The sequence below is a fragment of the Staphylococcus sp. TCBT05 genome (assembly GCF_055179755.1).
On record NZ_JBUQDQ010000038.1, the window covers coordinates 1,029,184 to 1,049,869 of the forward strand.

The 20,686-nt window shown below is 32.7% G+C and carries 22 protein-coding genes and 1 tRNA gene; 8 read left to right on the forward strand and 15 right to left on the reverse strand.

The features are described 5' to 3' along the window. Positions 1-107: 107 nt before the first annotated feature. The 8 genes from secG to ACY191_RS12065 all read right to left on the reverse strand — a co-directional run bounded on the left by secG (position 108) and on the right by ACY191_RS12065 (position 8,451). Positions 108-341: a preprotein translocase subunit SecG gene (secG, locus tag ACY191_RS12030; RefSeq protein WP_042739640.1), complete on the reverse strand. Its 234-nt coding sequence runs from the start codon at positions 339-341 to the stop codon at positions 108-110. 68 nt (positions 342-409) lie between these two features. Further along, the gene (locus ACY191_RS12035; protein ID WP_042739639.1) at positions 410-871 is read right to left on the reverse strand and encodes a hypothetical protein; all 462 of its coding nucleotides are present in this window, start codon (positions 869-871) and stop codon (positions 410-412) included. 314 nt (positions 872-1,185) lie between these two features. Further along, positions 1,186-2,490, reverse strand: coding sequence for a surface-displayed alpha-enolase (gene eno / locus ACY191_RS12040; protein ID WP_042739638.1), 1,305 nt, complete (start codon positions 2,488-2,490; stop codon positions 1,186-1,188). Between the two features lie 191 nt (positions 2,491-2,681). Further along, complete coding sequence (gene gpmI, locus ACY191_RS12045; RefSeq protein WP_229367046.1) at positions 2,682-4,202, reverse strand: 2,3-bisphosphoglycerate-independent phosphoglycerate mutase; 1,521 nt, start codon at positions 4,200-4,202, stop codon at positions 2,682-2,684. A gap of 1 nt (position 4,203) precedes the next feature. Next, positions 4,204-4,965 (reverse strand): triose-phosphate isomerase, encoded by a 762-nt coding sequence (gene tpiA, locus ACY191_RS12050; RefSeq protein WP_107512319.1) that lies wholly within the window; start codon positions 4,963-4,965, stop codon positions 4,204-4,206. An 83-nt stretch (positions 4,966-5,048) separates the two neighbouring features. Then, positions 5,049-6,239, reverse strand: coding sequence for a phosphoglycerate kinase (locus ACY191_RS12055; protein WP_042739635.1), 1,191 nt, complete (start codon positions 6,237-6,239; stop codon positions 5,049-5,051). 135 nt (positions 6,240-6,374) lie between these two features. Further along, positions 6,375-7,382: a type I glyceraldehyde-3-phosphate dehydrogenase gene (gene gap / locus ACY191_RS12060; protein WP_042739634.1), complete on the reverse strand. Its 1,008-nt coding sequence runs from the start codon at positions 7,380-7,382 to the stop codon at positions 6,375-6,377. 40 nt (positions 7,383-7,422) lie between these two features. Beyond that, complete coding sequence (locus ACY191_RS12065) at positions 7,423-8,451, reverse strand: sugar-binding transcriptional regulator (protein WP_107512320.1); 1,029 nt, start codon at positions 8,449-8,451, stop codon at positions 7,423-7,425. 372 nt (positions 8,452-8,823) lie between these two features. Between ACY191_RS12065 and ACY191_RS12070 the strand changes: the two genes are divergently transcribed. Then, complete coding sequence (locus ACY191_RS12070; protein WP_042738249.1) at positions 8,824-9,057, forward strand: hypothetical protein; 234 nt, start codon at positions 8,824-8,826, stop codon at positions 9,055-9,057. Positions 9,058-9,199: 142 nt separating this feature from the next. On the opposite strand, the gene ACY191_RS12075 is transcribed toward ACY191_RS12070, so the two are convergent. After that, positions 9,200-9,880, reverse strand: coding sequence for a DUF4887 domain-containing protein (locus ACY191_RS12075; protein ID WP_229367045.1), 681 nt, complete (start codon positions 9,878-9,880; stop codon positions 9,200-9,202). 292 nt (positions 9,881-10,172) lie between these two features. On the opposite strand from ACY191_RS12075, the gene ACY191_RS12080 reads away from it, so the two are divergent. Continuing rightward, on the forward strand, positions 10,173-10,370 hold the full coding sequence (locus ACY191_RS12080; protein WP_229367044.1) for a hypothetical protein: 198 nt from the start codon (positions 10,173-10,175) through the stop codon (positions 10,368-10,370). 378 nt (positions 10,371-10,748) lie between these two features. Further along, positions 10,749-11,645, forward strand: coding sequence for a TIGR01777 family oxidoreductase (locus ACY191_RS12085; protein WP_107580313.1), 897 nt, complete (start codon positions 10,749-10,751; stop codon positions 11,643-11,645). A gap of 720 nt (positions 11,646-12,365) precedes the next feature. Here the strand turns inward: ACY191_RS12085 and clpP are convergent. Beyond that, complete coding sequence (gene clpP, locus ACY191_RS12090; RefSeq protein WP_042738244.1) at positions 12,366-12,950, reverse strand: ATP-dependent Clp endopeptidase proteolytic subunit ClpP; 585 nt, start codon at positions 12,948-12,950, stop codon at positions 12,366-12,368. A 154-nt stretch (positions 12,951-13,104) separates the two neighbouring features. Between clpP and ACY191_RS12095 the strand changes: the two genes are divergently transcribed. The 3 genes from ACY191_RS12095 to ACY191_RS12105 all read left to right on the forward strand — a co-directional run bounded on the left by ACY191_RS12095 (position 13,105) and on the right by ACY191_RS12105 (position 14,137). Beyond that, positions 13,105-13,176 (forward strand) — tRNA-Arg (locus ACY191_RS12095). 195 nt (positions 13,177-13,371) lie between these two features. After that, entirely contained in the window at positions 13,372-13,773 is a 402-nt protein-coding gene (locus ACY191_RS12100) for a cytidine deaminase (RefSeq protein ID WP_229367013.1), read from the forward strand. Between the two features lie 37 nt (positions 13,774-13,810). Continuing rightward, positions 13,811-14,137 (forward strand): putative quinol monooxygenase, encoded by a 327-nt coding sequence (locus tag ACY191_RS12105; protein WP_107580428.1) that lies wholly within the window; start codon positions 13,811-13,813, stop codon positions 14,135-14,137. Between the two features lie 337 nt (positions 14,138-14,474). Here the strand turns inward: ACY191_RS12105 and ACY191_RS12110 are convergent, their stop codons facing one another. From ACY191_RS12110 to ACY191_RS12125, 4 genes are all read right to left on the reverse strand, one after another. Continuing rightward, positions 14,475-15,194 carry an SAM-dependent methyltransferase gene (locus ACY191_RS12110; RefSeq protein WP_229367012.1) on the reverse strand — a complete coding sequence of 240 codons (720 nt, stop codon included), beginning with the start codon at positions 15,192-15,194 and terminating at the stop codon, positions 14,475-14,477. Between the two features lie 135 nt (positions 15,195-15,329). Continuing rightward, entirely contained in the window at positions 15,330-15,581 is a 252-nt protein-coding gene (locus ACY191_RS12115) for a hypothetical protein (protein WP_229367011.1), read from the reverse strand. Between the two features lie 45 nt (positions 15,582-15,626). Beyond that, positions 15,627-16,763 carry an FAD-dependent oxidoreductase gene (locus tag ACY191_RS12120; RefSeq protein WP_232165279.1) on the reverse strand — a complete coding sequence of 379 codons (1,137 nt, stop codon included), beginning with the start codon at positions 16,761-16,763 and terminating at the stop codon, positions 15,627-15,629. A gap of 114 nt (positions 16,764-16,877) precedes the next feature. Beyond that, positions 16,878-17,546, reverse strand: coding sequence for a TetR/AcrR family transcriptional regulator (locus ACY191_RS12125; protein WP_229367009.1), 669 nt, complete (start codon positions 17,544-17,546; stop codon positions 16,878-16,880). Positions 17,547-17,680: 134 nt separating this feature from the next. Here ACY191_RS12125 and ACY191_RS12130 point away from each other — a divergent pair, with 134 nt between their 5' ends. Next, a complete protein-coding gene (locus tag ACY191_RS12130; protein ID WP_229367008.1) occupies positions 17,681-19,069 on the forward strand; it encodes a DHA2 family efflux MFS transporter permease subunit in 1,389 nt (462 codons plus the stop codon). Positions 19,070-19,099: 30 nt separating this feature from the next. Beyond that, entirely contained in the window at positions 19,100-19,489 is a 390-nt protein-coding gene (locus ACY191_RS12135; protein WP_229367007.1) for a hypothetical protein, read from the forward strand. Positions 19,490-19,703: 214 nt separating this feature from the next. Here ACY191_RS12135 and whiA read toward each other — a convergent pair whose 3' ends face one another. Then, the gene (gene whiA / locus ACY191_RS12140) at positions 19,704-20,651 is read right to left on the reverse strand and encodes a DNA-binding protein WhiA (protein WP_042738240.1); all 948 of its coding nucleotides are present in this window, start codon (positions 20,649-20,651) and stop codon (positions 19,704-19,706) included. Between the last annotated feature and the right edge of the window lie 35 nt (positions 20,652-20,686).

Consider the following 20,686-nt stretch of genomic DNA (forward strand, 5'->3'; position numbering starts at 1 on the left):
TTGTATCAATATTACTTTAATAATTATTAATTTACTAAACCAAATCAATATAGAGTCCTACTCTATACATTATAAATAAAAAAGCCCGACTTTTACATTGTCGGACCTTATATACCCAAATAACTTATGCCTAACATTAACAAGAAGAAAATGACAGACAATACAATTGTTAATCTATGCAAGAATAAATCGATGCCGCGTTGCTTTTGTTTTCCAAATAACTGTTCGGCGCCACCACTGATTGCACCTGAAAGTCCATTACTTTTACCTTCTTGGAGTAACACAACAGTTATTAATGCAATACAATCTATAATTAAAAGTATGATGAATAATGTATGCATGAAAATTGTCCTCCATTCATTATATACGAATCGCATTATATCACACGTTCGTTGAATTTAGCAAACTTCTATCTATTAAATGTACTTTTACGCTTTACTGAAACGACAAACATATAAATTGCTAATAATAATGACATCACTAACACTATCGTTAATGGGAAAATGTTGATTGTTCCCTTAACATCTAAGATAGCACCATAAACTGAGCCTATATTAATTAAGTTGTATAATATTTGTGATGTAAATACTGCAAACATAAACCACCATAAATATGTGTGTCTATTCCAAATTGCAATCACACCAGCTAAATTAGCTAATATATACATTACGCCAGTAAATTGAAAGCTATTTCTAATTGTACCAATCGCATTCTCTGATGGCTGTTGACCACTATTAGCTAACATTTGTTTAACTACACTATCGTCTAATATCACAAATAAATGTATTGCATAAAGTATTGCGATAATTAAAGAACAGTAAGCAATCATATGAGCAGTCTTGGTTTCCCTTGATTTTGCTTTTGCCTCCATAATAAGTTCGTGCTCCTTCTTTATATTACATCTTTAATTATATCAGTTTCAGACCAAAATATGAATAAATTAAATAGCATATATAACTTCAATTGAAAGTGATATCAGTTCTATATAAATAATGAAATAAAGTGATTGACCTATAAATACGACATAATGCATAAACACACAATAATCTATTTGTATTCGACTTCGTATCACCAAAAATAAAGAGAGCCGATTGAAATCCTTAAATTTCAATCGACCCTCTATTGTCTAAGATTTAAATCTTAAATTTAAGCGCGTGAACTCTCATTTATGAAATCTTAGCTTTATTATTTAGATAAGTTATAGAAAGATTTAAGCCCGTCAAACTTGCCTGTTTCGTATAATTCATCTTCGATACGTAATAATTGGTTGTATTTTGCAATACGGTCAGTTCTTGATAATGAACCAGTTTTGATTTGTCCAGCATTTGTTGCCACTGCAATATCAGAGATTGTAGTGTCTTCTGTTTCACCTGAACGGTGAGATACAACTGCTGTGTAACCAGCTTTTTGAGCCATTTCAATAGCATCAAATGTTTCAGTTAATGTACCGATTTGGTTAACTTTGATTAAGATTGAGTTACCGATACCTTTTTCGATACCTTCAGATAATTTAACAGTGTTTGTAACGAATAAATCGTCACCTACTAATTGAACACGATCGCCGATACGGTCAGTTAATACTTTCCAACCATCCCAGTCGTTTTCATCCATACCATCTTCGATTGTGATGATTGGATATTTGTTAACTAATTCTTCTAAATAGTCAACTTGTTCTTCGGCAGTACGTTTTGCACCATTTTCACCTTCGAATTTAGCATAGTTGTATACGCCATCTTCGTAGAATTCAGAAGAAGCACAGTCAAATCCTAAGAATACATCTTTACCTGGCTCTAAACCTACAGCTTTGATTGCTTCTAAGATTGTTTCAACAGCGTCTTCAGTACCTTCGAATTTAGGAGCGAATCCACCTTCGTCACCTACTGCTGTTTCTAAACCACGGTTTTTAAGGATTGATTTTAAGTTGTGGAAGATTTCAGCTCCCCAACGTAATGATTCTTTGAATGATTCCGCGCCTACTGGCAATACCATAAACTCTTGGAATGCGATAGGAGCATCTGAGTGAGAACCACCATTAACGATGTTCATCATTGGAACTGGTAATTGTTTACCATTGAATCCACCTAAATATTTATAAAGTGGTTGTCCTAATAAATCAGCTGCTGCACGAGCTACGGCGATTGATACACCAAGGATAGCGTTAGCACCTAATTTACCTTTGTTTTCTGTACCGTCTAATTGAATCATCATTTTATCAATAGAAACTTGTTCTAATACTGAGAATTCACCTTCTACGATTTCTGGTGCGATGATTTCGTTAACATTTTCAACAGCTTTAGTAACACCTTTACCTAAATAACGTGATTTGTCTCCGTCACGTAATTCAACTGCTTCATGTTCACCAGTTGAAGCACCTGATGGAACTAATGCGCGACCAAATGCGCCACTTTCAGTTAACACTTCAACTTCAACTGTTGGGTTACCACGTGAGTCTAAGACTTCGCGAGCGTAAACATCTGTAATAATTGGCATGTTTATAATCTCCTTTTTTGTAAGTAGTTTAGAAATATTAAATTTCATCTTCATTATAGCTATTAAAGCCATAAATACAAGTAATTTAATTGTCTATAAATTTAGCAAGATGTCCTATTCCTCAATCTATTTTTTAAAATAAAATTAAAGTCACAGAACATCTTGAAATTTCTATAAGTTAGTCCTGTTAATTATTCATGGTTAATTAGTGATTCACCAGTCATATCTTCTGGTTGCTCAACATTTAATAAGTCTAATAATGTTGGGGCCAAATCTCCTAATCTTCCCGTTTCTCTCAATGTTAATCCATCTTTAGTAACGATGACTGGTACCGGATTTGTTGTATGCGTAGTCATTGGTTGATCATCATCTGTTAGGACCATATCTGAGTTACCATGGTCAGCAGTAATAATCGCTTGTCCACCCATTTCGATAATTTTATCTACAACTTCTCCAAGACATTCATCAACAGCTTCAATCGCTTTGATTGTTGGTTCTAGCATTCCACTATGACCTACCATGTCAGGGTTAGCAAAGTTTAAAAGAATTAAATCTAAATCACCTTTAGCTAATTCTTCTAATAATGCATCTTTAACTTCATAAGCACTCATTTCTGGTTTTAAATCATAAGTTGCTACTTTTGGAGAATCGATTAAACGACGTCTCTCACCTTCGAACTCATCATTTCTACCACCACTCATAAAGTAAGTTACATGTGGGAATTTCTCTGTTTCAGCAATACGTAATTGCTTTAAGCCATTGTTTTGCGCAACTTCGCCAATCGTATTTGTTAGATCAACTTTTTCAAACACAATTTCAGCGTCTACATTATCATTGTATTTAGTGAAAGTCGCATAGTATAAGTCATTTACACGGTCAACTTTGAATCCATCAAATGCCTTATCTGTGAAAATTTCAGAAAGTTGTCCTGCTCTATCTGGTCTGAAGTTGAAGAAGATAACTGCATCTCCGTCATTCACACCATCATTTTGATCAGCTACAACAAATGGTTCAACAAATTCATCTGTTAAATCTTTAGCATAGTTTGCTTCTACACCTGCTTTAGCAGAATCGAATTTTTCACCACCAAAGTTGCGAATAGCATTGTAAGCTTTTTCTTCTCTATCCCAACGTTTATCACGATCCATTGCGTAATAACGACCTGAGATAGAAGCGAATTGACCAACGCCAATTTCTTTGAATTTAGCTTCTGTTTCTTCAATATATTTCAAGGCAGATTTTTGATCTACATCACGTCCATCTAAGAAACCGTGAACATAAACTTTTTCTACACCTTGTTGTTTCGCTAATTCTAAAATAGCAAATAAATGTCTATAGTGACTGTGAACTCCACCGTCAGATAATAAACCAAAGACATGTAGTCCTGAATTATTATCTTTAACATGTTGCATTGCATTATTTAATACGCCATTGTCAAAGAAATCGCCGTCTTCAATTGATTTATTGATACGAGTTAAACTTTGATAAACAACACGTCCAGCACCAATATTCATGTGTCCAACTTCTGAATTACCCATTTGTCCTTCTGGAAGACCAACATCTAAGCCACTTGCTTCGATTTGAGTCGTTGGGTAGTTACTGTAGTAACGGTCAAAATTGGGTTTGTTAGCTAGTTTTACGGCATTGCCATGCTCACTTTCTCTATTTGCAAAACCATCTAAAATAATTAATGCAGTTGGTTGTTTTGCCATATTATTTTGCACCTTCCAACAATTGTACATAATCATCTACTTTAAGAGATGCGCCTCCAACTAAAGCACCATCGATATCTGATTCAGCCATGTATTCTTTGATGTTGTTTGGTTTAACACTACCACCATATTGGATTCGAGTTGCATCTGCTACTTCTTGGCTAGCTACATCAGCAACTGTAGTTCTAACGAATGCACACATTTCGTTTGCATCTTTAGCTGTTGATGATTTACCTGTACCGATAGCCCAAATTGGTTCATATGCAATTACAACTTGTTTCAATTGTTCTTCAGATAAACCAGCTACTGCTTTCTTAACTTGTTCTCCAACAACTTCATTTGCTTTACCGCTTTCGCGTTCTTCGTCAGTTTCACCAACACAAATGATAGGTGTCATACCATGATTAAATACAGCATGTGCTTTTTTGTTGATTTCTTCATCTGTTTCATGGAAAATTTCACGACGCTCAGAGTGTCCAATAACAACATATTTAACACCTAAATCAGCTAATGCTACAGGTGATGTTTCACCAGTAAATGCACCATTATCTTCAAAATAAGTGTTTTGAGCACCGATTTGTAGTCCTTGTGCTTTACCATCATTAACTGCTGATACTAATGCATCTAATTGAATAGTTGGTGCACAAATAACAGATTCTACTTCATTTGTATCAGGTAAAGTTGGTAATGCATCGATAAAATCTTTTGCTTCTTGAACAGTTTTGTTCATTTTCCAGTTACCTGCGATAATTGGTTTTCTCATTATATTACACTCCTATTAGTTAAATTATGATTAAATCTGTAACAGCCCTTTAATCAAAGTTTCTCAGTTATGAGTTGCGTGTATTATTTATCAGCGATTGCTACTACGCCAGGTAATTCTTTACCTTCTAGATATTCTAATGATGCACCGCCACCTGTTGAAATGTGACTGAAATCATCAGCATAACCTAAAGAAATTGCAGCTGCAGCTGAATCGCCACCACCAATGATTGTATTAGCATCTTTAAGTCCTGCAATTGCTTCACAAACACCAATTGTACCTTTAGCGAAATTACTTAATTCAAACACGCCCATAGGTCCATTCCATACAACTGTATGTGCGCCTTGAAGTTGTTCTTTAAATAGTTCAACTGTTTTAGGTCCAACATCCATCGCTTCTTGATCTGCTGGGATGTCATCAACTGAAACTTCTGTAATTTCAGCATCGTTTGAGAATTCTTTTGCGACTTTACAATCTACTGGTAATACAATTTGATCTCCAGCACGTTCTAATAAGTCTTTTGCAAAGTCAACTTTGTCTTCTTCTAATAAAGATAAACCAATTTCTTTACCTTGTGCTTTGAAGAATGTATATGACATACCGCCACCAATAAGTACTTTATCTGCAATGTTTAAAAGATTAGTGATGACACCAATTTTATCAGAAACTTTAGCTCCACCAAGGATAGCTACTACTGGCTTCTCAGGATTTTCGACTACGCCGCCGATATATTTAATTTCTTTCTCCATTAAGAATCCTGCAACTGTTTCTAAATTAGATGCAATACCTACGTTTGAGGCATGTTCACGGTGAGCTGTACCAAATGCATCATTTACAAAAACATCACCAAGTGAAGCCCAATATTTACCTAGTTCAGGATCATTTTTAGATTCTTTTTTGCCATCAACATCTTCGAAACGTGTATTTTCTACTAATAATACATCGCCTTCTTTAAGATTGTTCACTGCTTGTTCAAGTTGTTCGCCGCGTGTTTCTGGTACAAACACAACGTCTTTACCTAATTTTTCTGTTAAAGCTTCTGCAACAGGTTTTAAAGTTAATTCGGCTTTATCGCTTTCTTCTTTCACTTTTCCTAAGTGAGAGAACAATACAACTTTTCCACCTTCATCAATAATATACTTGATAGTTGATAATGCTTGAACGATACGGTTGTCGTTTGTGATTTTTCCGTCTTTCATCGGCACGTTAAAATCAGCACGGACAAGTACAGTTTTACCTTTTAATTCTAAGTCAGATACAATTTTTTTAGCCATCTAAACTTCCTCCTCTTAATGGAACAATAAAGTAAAATAAGCGGAGAAGCGTTTGTGCTCCCCGCTTACTCCTAAGCCTATTGCTAAAATTTAATACAGCACACTGGGCTTGCTAAATTAATTTGACATTAATGATTATTTAGCTTGAGTTGCTAAATGTTCTAATGTACGTACTAATTGTGAAGTGTAAGACATTTCGTTATCGTACCAAGCTGCAACTTTAACTAATTGACGATCGCCAACAGTCATTACACGAGTTTGTGTTGCATCGAATAATGAACCGTAAGTGATACCAACTACGTCAGAAGATACGATTTCGTCTTCAGTGTAACCGAATGATTCGTTTGAAGCGTTTTTCATTGCATTGTTAACGTCTTCAACGCTTACGTCTTTTTCTAATACAACTGTTAATTCAGTTAAAGAACCAGTAGCAACTGGTACACGTTGCGCACCACCGTCTAATTTGCCGTCAATTTCAGGGATAACTTTACCGATTGCTTTAGCAGCACCAGTTGAGTTAGGGATGATATTTTCAGCAGCTGCACGAGCACGGCGTTTGTCACCTTTAGCATGTGGAGCATCTTGTGTATTTTGGTCACCAGTGTAAGCGTGAATTGTAGTCATAAGACCTTCAACTAAACCAAAGTCATCATTTAATACTTTAGCTACTGGAGCTAATGAGTTAGTAGTACATGAAGCACCTGAAACAACTGTTTCTGTACCATCTAATTCGTTATGGTTAGTGTTGAAAACGATTGTTTTCAAGTCACCAGTTGCTGGAGCTGAGATTAATACTTTTTTAGCACCTGCATTGATGTGAGCTTCTGCTTTAGTTTTGTCAGCGAAGAAACCAGTACATTCTAATACTACATCGATGTCTAAGTCACCCCATGGTAATTTACTTGGGTCTGGCTCAGAGAATGATTTAACTTCTTGACCGTTAACACGGAAACCGTCTTTTTCAACTTCAACTTCTCCAGTGAAGCGACCTTGCATAGTATCATATTTTAATAAGTGAGCTAACATTTCGTCATCTGTTAAGTCATTTACTGCTACTACGTCGATTCCTTCAACGTTTTGAATTCTTCTGAATGCTAAACGACCAATTCTACCAAAACCATTAATTGCTACTTTTACTGCCATTAAAATGGCCTCCTTTAAAAATGATATTTAAAAAGTGAAATCACTTTTTAGTACTATTGTTTGCAATAACTCTAGCCGCACCTTCATCTGTAATTAATACAGTGTTTTTAGGAGCAATTGATAGGTAAGCTTTAATTGCTTCTCCTTTTGATTTACCCCCTGCTACGGCAAAAATAAACTTCTTCGACTCAAGATCTTCTAATTGTAGTCCAATCGTTTTCACTTTATGAACCACATCGCCTTGATCATCGAAATAATATCCAAATGCTTCTCCTGAGGCATTGTGATGTTGAAGTTTATTTATAACTTCACTAGGTGATTGACGTCTACGCGCCATCTTCAGCGCATCACCAATGCCGTGGATTGTAATATTGGATTCTTTAATCTTTTCAAGTGTATGGATGACTGAAGGTTCTAACATAAGTGTGTTATAAGTTGTCTCACTTACATTATCAGGAACGTATAATGTCGTATAATCCCCGCCGGTTTGTTGCGCCATACTTGCCGCAATTGTATTGGCTTGATAAACAACATTTTCGCCTAACCCCCCACGCGCTGGCACGAAAAACACATCAAATGGTTGATCATGCATCGCCTCACTTACATAAGCCATCGTTGACCCACCCGTAACGGCAACAATCGCTTGTTCATAGAGAACATCTTCAACAAGTTGACCTGCCTGTCTCGATAATTCAATCTTAACAGTCTTATCTGTATCAGAATCTCCAGGTATTACATAGACATCTTTGATATCATATGCGTCTTTGATTACTTGAGCCAAATGATGATCATCCGAATAACTATTGAAATAACTATTCAACTGTCGAATCGTTGCTTCTCCTTCGTCAGTAATCTCCATACCTGTTGGTTTCACTTTAACAAGCTCTTGCTTCTTTAATGCATCTGTTTCCGACCTTAACACACGTTCAGTTAAATCCATATATTCACTTAAACTACGTCGACCTACTGGTTGATACTTTGAGATAGTAGTGAGGATTGAAAAACGCCGATACATTTTTTCAACAATTTCAGGAACTAACTTCTGTTGAATTTTTATCAAGTCTTTCACTACTATCCTCCTCCTTATCAATTTAAAGGGTCAAGTTCTAACCATAGATTGACTTTTTACGTCCCTGGTGGGACAAAAAAATATAACCTTTTATAGTTGCAATACTACTACTATATATTCGAAATTGCAAGGGAAATACAACGTTAAAAATTAATGATAACACTTACATTTCGTTACTCATTTATTAATAGGCTTTACAATTTACAAATTACCCTTTTATGTACAATCTTAATCATTAAATTGCACTTTATATTTATATTATTGTAATAATTCGAGTCATAAGTCAAATTTCATAACTTGCTACCTTTATTTTGCCTAGAGGGAGCTTAAAAGTTAAACTAAAAGTAACTTTACTTACAAGGGGGTCGTGTTATGTCCAGCAATGAAAAACCTAAAGTTTTAACGCCTGGTGATGGTCAATATAAAGATGATAGCTATTTTAAGCATCATCGACATAGCAACAATAATCATGATGCCAAAGGCTACAGTCGCCATTATCATTATGGTACGAGAATTGGATGTGGTCCTTTCGGTTGTTTAGGCGGTTGTTTGACTTTAATACTACTACCAATAATTATAATTTATTTCTTACAATTATTCTTTTGATTTTTCCATTGAAAATATAAAAAGACACGCCACGTAACTTTAGTATTGTTGTACCCCTATTAAGTAAGTTGAGATTATGCATACTTACTATTAGATGTACCACACTCGTCAATCGTGTCGTGCCTTATTTTAAATTAATATGTTAGTCTTCATCTGAAGATTGGCTACTCTTTTCTGAGCTGTTATTACCTTGGCTACTTGAACTAGATGATCCTTGACCTGAATTCTGAGTTGATTTTTGTTGTGTTGATGGTTGTTCTGTGGATTTTGGTTCAGTTGTCTTTTTTTGCTGTGTTGATGGTTGCTCTGTTGTTTTCTCTTCGGTTGATGGCTCTTCAGTAGTCTTTTCTTCAGTTGATGGTTCTTCTGTTGTTTTCTCTTCAGTTGATGGTTCCTCAGTAGTCTTTTCTTCAGTTGACTTCTCTTCGGTTGAAGGTTTTTCCTTAGTTTTCTGCTCTTGTGTAGTATTACGTTCTACTGTTGCTGGTTGTTGGGTCTGTTGCTGTGTTTGTTGCGTTTGTTGCGTTTGTTGCGTTTGCTGAGTCTGCTGGGTTTGTTGCATTGTTTGTTGCGTTTCTTCAGTTGATTTGTCTTTTTTCTTTTTTTCTTCCTTAGTTTTCTCTTTTTTCTTTTCTTTTTCTTCTTGCTTTTGGTCACTTAAGCGTTCATTCGCTCTATTAGAATGATCTACAAAAGCAAAGATTGCGAAAACAAGGCCGAATAAAAGTAGGAATACTATAACCCCACTAACGATTTTGGCAAACAAGCTCATCTTCTTTTTACCACGACCATCAAAATCATTATTTTGATTATGCTTTGGCATATGCTTCCCTCACTTTAATTTTATATCTATTTAATCGTAAGCTCTGTTAAATTACAATTTACTATTGTCAAAAATATATTTTACAACATTTCAAAGTTGATTAAAACTTATTACCACTTTTTTCACTAGTTAATATTGAAATTACATTTACAATTGTAGAATAAAAACACAAAATATCTTATTATTTATTGTAAATCCATTTTAAATTAAAAGAAGTCACCCTTTCAATAAAACAAATGAAAACATAAGTTTTTTAATAAATTATAGCTCGAGTAAGGATGTGTCATAATAAGTGGAAAATAGTGATTTATTCAAAAATTCAAACGATCCACAACAATTTAAGCAGCATGGTATACGACAAATGATGAAAGAAAATGATGCATATGAATCAACAGATAATGATAAGTCTAATCACAAAATAATACCAATCACTTTGGCTTTACTGATTATTATAGCTATTACTCTAATTACCTTTTTTATATTTTTATAACCATAAATGATTATGTATTATTCTCTTAGTATGATTAATTCATTTTTCAAAGTTATCAAAATTCAAAAAGATAATTTTACAACAATAATTGAGATAACATAAAAAAGGTCTATACTATAATGTATAGACCTATACTAAAGGGAGTCAAAATTTTACCTTCATTGTATATTATGGGGTATACTCGAATAATTAAGAAAAGATTAATTATTATTGAAGGTACTTTTATTATAACTTATACAATATGAATATAAAGGCTTCTAAAGGTTAGTTAATGACATATTAATGAACAATTTTTGAAAAAATTATGACCTTCTATTTTAAAGTAACTAAGAAGATGAATAATTAAAATGAAATGCAATTTATTCTAGAGGTGATACGATGAAACAGTATTTAATCACAGGTGGCACTGGTATGGTTGGCAGTCAATTAATTGATGCAATCGTGGAAAGTGATGCGCATATTACTGTATTAACAAGACAAAACAAAATCAATTCACACCCAAAAATTTCCTATGTGAATTGGACTGAATCTGATTGGGAAAGTAAAGTTCCAGATATAGATATTGTGATAAATCTAGCTGGTGCAAGTCTTAACCATAGATGGACTAAGCAACATAAACAACAAATTATGTTAAGTCGTATTCAAGCAACTCAAACATTATATGAATTGTTTAAATCAAGAACAAAACGCCCAGACGTATTTTTCAATGCAAGTGCCGTTGGGTATTATAGACCTGATTATAACCGTACCTATACAGAATTATATAAATCGTTACCTTTTGACTTTCTTTCTGAGGTCGTCTATCAATGGGAACGACGCGCAAAACAATTCGAAACATTAGGTTCACGCGTAGTCATCGGTAGATTTGGTATGGTGTTATCAGACAAAGGTGGCGCATTACCATTAATGAAACAAAGTTACGACTATTATGTTGGTGGCAAACTAGGTTCTGGCCGCCAATGGTATTCATGGATTCATATCGATGATTTAGTTAGAGCCATTCTATATACAATCAATGACGAAAATGCAAAAGGGGCATTTAACTTCACTGCGCCAATTGTAGAACGTCAAAACTTATTTGGTTATACATTAGCTCGTATTACTCATCGCCCTCACTATACATGGGTGCCGTCACTAGCTTTGAGATTAGTACTAGGACAAATGTCCACTGTTGTTTTAGATACGCAAAAAGTCATTCCAAACAAACTTCAAGCACTAGACTTTAAATTTAAATATCCTGACTTGAAAATTGCACTTGAAGATTTGGTACATTAATTTAAATATAATGAGAGGAGATATACATGAAGCAAGATAGTGTTACTCATATCCTTTTATTAATTGCAGGCATACTTATATTTATTAATGGCATATTTGCATTTGAAAATTCTGTACCGATGATTATTGTTTCTAGTTTTTTCATTGTAATAGGAAGTATTTGCACAGTTTTTGCCAGTCTACTTATTTTCAAAAAGTATAAGTCGTAATCTTATTCATATCAAAAAGTTTGAATCATAAATTCCCGAAATATAGCACTCAGATAAATGCATTCAATTTATCTGAGTGTTTTTTTGTTTTAATTACGTATTGTTGGCTCGCTTTCCTAGGGGACAGCTTCAGCCTGTAGTCTTCCGCTCGTCCTGCTCCCTCAGGAGTCTCGCCAAAATACGTTGAAATTATTTATGTCTTTTAAATTACTGTACATTCAAATTCTTATATTCAATTTGTCTTGTTTATGTTGGTATATCAATCATTAAATACTTAATACCTTATCTACTAGATTTTCATTCATAGTACGTTTTGTTGACTCACTTTCCTAGGAGACAGCTTCAGCTTATAGTCTTCCGCTCGTCCTGTTCCCTCAGGAGGCCCGCCAAAATTGTGTCCCAAAAATTATAAAAAAGGCAACTTCTATATGATTTCAATAGAAATTGCCTTCTAGTAATTGTACTAAAACTTTATGTCTTAGAGACTTTATTTCATTGTATCCTTTGAAAATTAATCTTCAGGATTCATAACGTGGTCTACTAAACCGTATTCTTTCGCTTCTTCAGCTGATAAGAAGTTGTCACGATCAGTATCTTTTTCAATTTTTTCAATTGATTGACCAGTACGATCTGCTAAAATTTGATTTAATTTAGCACGTGTTTTTAAAATATGGTTAGCAGCAATTTCGATTTCAGTTGCTTGACCTTGCGCTCCACCTAATGGTTGGTGAATCATTACTTCTGCATTTGGTAATACATAACGTTTACCTTTCGCACCAGCAGCAAGTAAGAATGAACCCATTGAAGCTGCCATACCAATACAAATTGTTTGAACATCAGGTTTGATATGTTGGATTGTATCATAAATAGCAAAACCAGCAGTCACACTTCCACCTGGTGAGTTGATATAAAGATAAATATCTTTCTCAGCATCTTGTGCTTGTAGGAATAATAATTGTGATACGATAGAGTTTGCTACGTTATCATCGATTTGTGAACCTAACATGATAATACGATCTTTTAATAAACGTGAGTAAATGTCATAAGCGCGTTCCCCACGGTTTGTAGTTTCAATTACTGTAGGTATTAAATTCATTAATATTGCCTCCTTATTTCTAACTGATAAACTTATTTTAACCTAAAAGTCAAACATGGTCAAAAAATAAAGCTCAAAATATTTAACCATTTTTATTTCATTCTTGTTGACCCTTACAAATAACATTTGTAAACTAATATTATTGTTATATTTACCCCTCGTAGTGTAATGGATAACACATAAGATTCCGGTTCTTAGAATAGGGGTTCGATTCCCTTCGAGGGGATACCTAACCCATAATTACATACAATTTAAGATAAAGAACCCCATAATGATGGGGTTCTTTTTATATTATCTATCAATAATGTACTATATTCTACAATATTTCAGAGACTTTTTGGGATTCAATAATTAATATTAATGTTATATAATAACAAGTAAGAATTTCTGAATTTTCAGTCATCTACATAGGAGGAAAAACATGTCTATAGAAAAACAACTTTTTGAAGCTGCTAAGTCTTTAATCGAACTTAGATATCCGAATGGTTGGGGTGGTGCGGCAGCTATGTATTCACTAAATGGCAATATCTACACTTCAATAGCACCTGAAGTTATAAATGCATCTACGAATTTATGTATTGAAACTGGTGCCATTTTGGAAGCACATAAAAATAATGATCCAATCACACATACAATTTGTGTTGTAAGAGATGATGAACAAAGTCAGTTTAAGATTCTTACACCTTGTGGTACTTGTCAAGAGCGCTTAAAATATTGGGGTAGTGAAATTAAAGCAGCTGTTACTGACAAAAACTTTACTCTAACATTTGTTACACTTAAAGAATTACAACCTTATCATTGGTCACAAGCATATTACGATTAAATATTTAATTAATGCATTTAGATAGGAGATTTTTAAAATGAGTTTAACCGTAAATTTATATTATACTGGTAAAAATGGAAGCGCAAAACGCTTTATCGAAGCTATGATTAATGAAGGAATTGTAGCAAGAATTAAAGCGCAACCTGGTAATTTAAAATATGATTATTTCTTATCTTATGAAGATCCTGAAACTGTGTTACTGATAGATAGTTGGATAAATCAAGAAGCATTGGATAAGCATCATGCTTCAGATATGATGAAAGAAATTGCTGCATTACGAGATAAATATGATTTACATATGAAAATGGAACGTTACAAAGAAGATAATGATTCACATAATGATGATCATTTTTTAAGAAAGTAATCGCAACTTTTCACAAAAGGTGACTTTTCACGTTTTTTATACACATCAACTTCATTGATTGACTGCGCATTTCGCGACTTCTAATGGCATGATTAAGAGGTGCGTTTTGAACTACATCTTATCCTAAACATGCAAGCAACAATAAGACAAAGTGTTAACTTAATGATTATCACTTTGTCTTTTTAATATGATTTTATAATGCTATTTTTTAAATTATTTTCAACAAAAATATCAGTCCGACTTTCACAACTTATATCAATTTGGTAATAGTAAACTTTTTACAGCTTAAACTATCAATTTCATTTTCTAATTATTATGGTTATAATTCTGTGTTGTGTTATAGCTCAACTTTATCATTACCTCTTATTGTAATTTTCATCATAGTATGCGCATTTTTTTGAAATTCATAATCAACTTTAATCAGTTCTGTCTCATGACCTAAATCTGAAATATAGCTCAAAATCTCAGATAGATATTGGTATTGCTCACCTTTTAAATCAACTATAGGAAAAATTCTAATTTCGTTCTTTGACACGCGAAGCATTTCATTAATGCAAGCACGATGAAATTCATAATCTAACTGGTCAGCGTACATAAATAAAAAATGTGCAGATAATAAAATATCAAAACTATGATCTGCAAATGGCAGAACAGGCAACTTCGCGGCTACATAATCTTCCTTATTAATGACCATATCCGAATAACAATTCTCTAATGCTTGGATGCGCGAATTTTTTAATTCTTGTGTATTCTTAAAATATGTCCAATTATAAAGATGCTTTGCTTTCTCTATATTTTCTATCGCATGTTCAATATCTTGTTGCCCTTTCTTATATAATGATTGTTTATCAAAATAATAAGCTATGTCACATGATTTAATATTTATTGAAGACGATTTCATTTGAGAACCAAAAGCACATGCACCTGCTGGACAATCAAGTATATTCTTCCCCTTTAATTCTGACGCATTTAAATTAAACATTTTCATATATTCATCAAACGTACGTCCAATAAATATAATTCTATCTAGACTTAACCGATCTGTATTTACGCTCAAACAAAACACATCCTTCACAAAATTGATTTCATATATCCATCTTTTAACTTAACATTTATTAGAATATTCTGAAATAAGTGATTAAATAAAAAAGAGTTCACTTATTAATGAGTGAACTCTAAATTTATACTGTTGTTATTTTATAATAATTTCTTTAAAAGTTTCATACAAGAATAATACTAACAGACTTAAACAAAATGCACCTATAATCATAGTTAAAATAACTGTTGCAATACCTACAGTTGCTAAGGTAGAAAAACCTATAAATGCACCTATTACACCAGATAAAATGCTAACGATAATTGAAGTACTTCTATTATTTGTTAACCAAAATGATAATCCTAATCCTACCAAAATACCTATGATTATTGAAAAAATAAGACTCATAATTTCACTTCCTTTTAGATATTAATCAATTTAATGCTTATATATCTATCCATTCTTAAAATTACTGAACATATTACTAAAGTTTTTTGCAGCCTTGTCATTAAAACATAAATCTAAGATTTGTTTAGTTTGTTCTGCCGTATCTTTCGCGTATTTAAACATTTTTTCTTCATATTGTATAACTGCTTCATCTAAATTATTATTTTCAATAATTTTTAAAGCTAGCTCTGATGCATCTAATAAAGCTAAATTTGCACCAGATCCAGAAAATGGTGACATCAAATGTGCAGAGTCGCCAATCAAAGTAACCCCTTTTTTATGGTTCCATTTGTGACCAATAGGCAATTCATAAATACGTCTTGGAAAAATCTCTCCGTCTCCATATGAAATGAACTTATGCAGTTCTGGATTCCAATCTGAAAATTCATCTATTAATTTATTTTTTGTTTCTTCACGATTTTCATAATTTATACCATTATTGTGTAACCAATCTTTTTCAATTTTAAAACTCACATAAGTACGAATTGTGTTGTTACCATTCACTTGTGCTAAGATACCTTTTTGATCTCCTAAACCAAAGAAAGATCCTGGTCCATTTAATTCCAATAAGTCTTTATGCTTTTCTTTTACATTTAATGTGTTTACTTCAATCATGCTTAGACCTGAATATTCTGGTACAGCATCACTAACTAAAGGTCTTACTTTAGAAAATGCCCCATCTGCACCTATAACCATATCGACAATTACGCTTTCTTCGTTTTTAAATTTTAATTCAAATTGGTTATTTTCTAATTCATTTATATACTCTAATTTATATCCCCAATAAATAGAATCAGAATTAACAGATTCTAATAACATATTTTGTAATGTTGCTCTGTCTATTTCAGGTCTATCAAATTCCGTTGCTGTTTCTTCAACATAAATATTTCCTGATTTATCCATTATTTTAATGGCTTGCCCTTCATATCTACACAGTTGTTTGAATTTATCCATTAATCCTGCTCGTTTTAATGCTTTTTGTCCCATTTCTGTACTTAAATCTAGTGTGCCACCTTGATTTCTGTATGTTGCTGATGGATCTCCTTCGAAAATTGTAGGTTTGTAGCCAGCTTGTTGTAAAATACGTGCTAACGTTAATCCACCTGGTCCAGCACCGATTATTGCAATATTTTCTTTAGTCACAGTAAATTCCTCCTATACTAACACTGTTAGTTTTTGGTTAAAAAAGATATTTAGCCCTTAAGCTAAACATCGATTTTTAATACAAACTAGTTTTAACATAACTAACATCGTTAGTCAATTATAAATGTTATTTCTTTCTACATCTTCTTTAATACCGTTAATAAGTATTTTTAATCCATATTCAAATTCTTTATCTTCATCACTTTTTAAATCTATAATAACTTTTTTTATTAGTTGTTGGTTTTTTTCCTCTAAGTGATTCACCTTTGATAACATTTGATGCGTTAAACTATCATCGCTATTTAAATATTGGAGGTTTGCTTTTTTTTCATACGTATCATTAACAAAAGCGATAATATAATTCATAAAACAATTTAAAGCAGAAAATTTATTTGCGTTAGATATTTCATCAAAATCAATCGTCTTTAATATACGACTCATAAGTTCTAAGAAATGAACTTCAAATGGTAATGCTTTTAACATAACCTGTCCAGAGTATGGATAACGATTTAAGCATGCTCTGTATTTTTTGCCTATCTCAAACAATTGTTTGTCCCATTGCTTTTTATCTTCTATAGTATTTAATATTTCTTTTGCCAATTGATCTGCCAATTTTTGAAAAATAGCTTGTTTACTTTCAAAGTGATTATAAAGAGAAGAAGCTTTTATATCTAACTCAGTGGCTAACTTTCTCATACTAAAATCATTAAAGCCTTGAGCTTCTATCACATCCCAAGAAGCAGACAAAATTTTACTTTCGTCAATATTCTTTCTTCTAACCATTCATTTTCACCCTTTCTTACATGTAGTATAACAAAAATTATAACTAACAGTGTTAGTAAATGATTTACATTCCTAAAATTTCGTGTTAGATTACCCATATAAACTAACAGTGTTAGTAGAAGGAGGTTTTTCCAGTGACACAAAATAGTTCAAAAAAAAATAGTACAAGCATAGTACCAGCTTTAATAGGAATTATTGCAGCTATGTTATTAGTAATGATGGATACAACAATTATGAATGTTGCCATACCAAAATTACAAGGTGCATTTCATACTGATTTAAGTAAAATGCAATGGTCTATTACAGGATATACTTTAGCACTAGCAGCAATTATACCTTTAGCTGGTTACTTTTCTGATCGTTTTTCAAATAAGAAAATGATGTTATTTAGCATTATCGGTTTTACTGTTTCATCGTTTTTATGTTCACTTGCCGATACAACGAATCAATTAATATTTTTCAGAGTTTTACAAGGTTTAACCGGTGGTATGATTGCACCTATAGGAATGGCACTCATATTTGCTATGGCACCACCTGAAAAAAGAGGTTCAATTATGGGGATTTTAGGTATTCCTGTACTTATATCACCCATTTTGGGACCTATTTTCTCTGGATTCGTGTTGGATTATATAACTTGGAAATGGATATTCTTATTAAATGTTCCAATCGGTATTATTGCCTATTTCATTTGTCTTAAAGTATTACCAAAAGAAATAGGTAAAAAAGAAAGTAAACTTGATATTATAGGTGCAATTTTATCACCTATAGCATTTGTTGGGATCATTTATAGTATCAATCATGGCTCAGACAATAGTTTTACAGATGTAGGTACACTCATTCCGTTGCTCATAAGTGTTATTGCACTAATATTATTTATCTTTAGAGAACTAAAAGCAAAAGACCCGATTATTGTAATCAGTGCTTTTAAATCAAAGGAATTTTCAAAAGGTTATATTGTACAACAGCTTAACCAATTCACTGTATTCGGAGCAATGTTCTTAATCCCAATATTTTTACAAAATGCAAAGGGATTATCTTCATTAGAATCTGGTTTTGCAATGATGCCTCAAGCTGTTATAACATTTATAGGCGTTATAATTGGTGGTAGGTTATTAGATAAATTTGGTGCAAAATCATCTGTTCTACCTGGAATTATTTTCGAAATAATTTCAATTATCAGTATGATTGCATTAGATTCATCTTCTTCATTAATACTGTGGATTATGACTTTCTGTCTTTTAGGTTTAGGACAAGGACTTGTTCAAATGCAAATAGGTACACATATTATGGAAGCAGCACCACCAAAAACAATTAACAGAATTACACCACTAACAAACACGAGTATGCAATTATTTAATTCTATATCAATTGCTATAATCAGTAGTATTTATTCAAATTCCATGAAAAACAACGCACTAATGACTTCCTTTGATCATACATTTTACCTATTGCTAGGTGTGGCAATTGTTGGTTGTCTAGGTGCAACATTATTATCAAGTAAAAAAGCAAAAACAACAAATTAATAATTACTCAAAAATGATGGAGGTTTTATTATGACAAAAGTATTATTAGTTGGACAAGATCACAATTCAATTGATTTTTCTGACCCTAAATTCCCAGAAGGGTTCACAAAAGATGTATTAAATAAAATGGTAGATGATGGAATTAAAATGATGACTGATAAAGGTTGGGAAGCTACACCATTATTTTTACCTTCAGAACAAACAAAAGCAGTAAATATTATTAAAAATAAAATAAACGCAGATGGACCTTATGATTGTGTCGTACTTGGTGGAGGAATGCGTATTGATAATGTCGGTATTCGAACATTTGAGAGTATTATCAACGCTGTACATGAATCAGCACCACAATCAAAAATTGGATTTAATAATACTCCAGAAGAGACTTTAGATATTGTAAATAACTTATTATCTTTAAAATAATTTGCAAATTAAATAACAGTAACCACAATATTTATAAACAGGCAAGTGTTATATGACACTTGCCTGTTTTTTGATAGTATATAATTAAATAATTTACAGTTCTAAAATATAAACCTATGTATACACAAACACATATATTCGAATGTTTAATTATAGCGTTCTTCCCTATTAAAACAAGCACTTAACATAAATGTTAAGTGCTTAATTAATTATACTATTTCAATTCTAATGGTTCTCCGCTTCGAATTTTATCAGCCATTTCGTTTAATTTTCTTAAGCGGTGATTCACACCTGATTTTGAAATCGTACCTGTAGACATCATTTCACCTAATTCCTTTAAAGATACATCTTGATGTTCTACTCTTAATTTAGCAATCTCTCTTAATCTTTCTGGCAAATTATCCAGCCCAATTTCCTCATCAATCAGCTGTATGCTTTCAACTTGTTTCATTGCAGCACTTACAGTTTTATTTAAATTAGCTGTTTCACAGTTAACTAAACGATTTACTGAATTTCTCATATCTCTGACGATACGGACATCCTCAAATTTTAATAATGCTTGGAATCCTCCGATTAGGCTTAGGAAATCAGATATTTTTTCTGCTTCTTTTAAATAGGCAATGCTACCCTTTTTACGTTCTAAATGTTTCGCATTCAATTCATAATTATTCATTAATTGTGTTAAGCCTTCTGAATGATCTTCATATAATGAAAAAATTTCTAAATGATATGAAGACGTTTCTGGATTATTTACAGAGCCTCCTGCTAAAAAGGCCCCTCTTAAATAACTGCGTTTCATTTCATCATCTTGAATCATAGACTCATCAATTTCTCTAGTAAATACGCCGTCCTTTAAGATACCTAAATCATTCAATATCTCTCTAGATTGTGATTTGATACGACAAATATAAATGTTATTCTTCTTTAGCTTCATTTTTTTTCTAACAAGTAGTTCTACTTCAACACCGAATACCTTTTTAATTAAAGAATAAATACGGCGTGCCGTCGTGGCATTTTCTGTTTGAACATTTATGACAAATTGCTGATTGGCAAGACTGAGCGCACCATTCATACGAATAAGTGCACTGAGCTCTGCTTTTGCATTCGCTTCATCAACTTCTATTCTCGTGAGTTCATTTTTCATATCGGATGCAAAGCTCATTGTTTATCAGTCCTTTCCTTACTAAATCACTTTAG

Bases quoted from the DNA above. Each gene is read 5' to 3' on its own strand.
- secG (WP_042739640.1), bottom strand. From the start codon at position 341: ATGCATACATTATTCATCATACTTTTAATTATAGATTGTATTGCATTA.
- ACY191_RS12035 (WP_042739639.1), bottom strand. From the start codon at position 871: ATGGAGGCAAAAGCAAAATCAAGGGAAACCAAGACTGCTCATATGATT.
- eno (WP_042739638.1), bottom strand. From the start codon at position 2,490: ATGCCAATTATTACAGATGTTTACGCTCGCGAAGTCTTAGACTCACGT.
- gpmI (WP_229367046.1), bottom strand. From the start codon at position 4,202: ATGGCAAAACAACCAACTGCATTAATTATTTTAGATGGTTTTGCAAAT.
- tpiA (WP_107512319.1), bottom strand. From the start codon at position 4,965: ATGAGAAAACCAATTATCGCAGGTAACTGGAAAATGAACAAAACTGTT.
- ACY191_RS12055 (WP_042739635.1), bottom strand. From the start codon at position 6,239: ATGGCTAAAAAAATTGTATCTGACTTAGAATTAAAAGGTAAAACTGTA.
- gap (WP_042739634.1), bottom strand. From the start codon at position 7,382: ATGGCAGTAAAAGTAGCAATTAATGGTTTTGGTAGAATTGGTCGTTTA.
- ACY191_RS12070 (WP_042738249.1), top strand. From the start codon at position 8,824: ATGTCCAGCAATGAAAAACCTAAAGTTTTAACGCCTGGTGATGGTCAA.
- ACY191_RS12075 (WP_229367045.1), bottom strand. From the start codon at position 9,880: ATGCCAAAGCATAATCAAAATAATGATTTTGATGGTCGTGGTAAAAAG.
- ACY191_RS12085 (WP_107580313.1), top strand. From the start codon at position 10,749: ATGAAACAGTATTTAATCACAGGTGGCACTGGTATGGTTGGCAGTCAA.
- clpP (WP_042738244.1), bottom strand. From the start codon at position 12,950: ATGAATTTAATACCTACAGTAATTGAAACTACAAACCGTGGGGAACGC.
- ACY191_RS12100 (WP_229367013.1), top strand. From the start codon at position 13,372: ATGTCTATAGAAAAACAACTTTTTGAAGCTGCTAAGTCTTTAATCGAA.
- ACY191_RS12105 (WP_107580428.1), top strand. From the start codon at position 13,811: ATGAGTTTAACCGTAAATTTATATTATACTGGTAAAAATGGAAGCGCA.
- ACY191_RS12115 (WP_229367011.1), bottom strand. From the start codon at position 15,581: ATGAGTCTTATTTTTTCAATAATCATAGGTATTTTGGTAGGATTAGGA.
- ACY191_RS12125 (WP_229367009.1), bottom strand. From the start codon at position 17,546: ATGGTTAGAAGAAAGAATATTGACGAAAGTAAAATTTTGTCTGCTTCT.
- ACY191_RS12135 (WP_229367007.1), top strand. From the start codon at position 19,100: ATGACAAAAGTATTATTAGTTGGACAAGATCACAATTCAATTGATTTT.
- whiA (WP_042738240.1), bottom strand. From the start codon at position 20,651: ATGAGCTTTGCATCCGATATGAAAAATGAACTCACGAGAATAGAAGTT.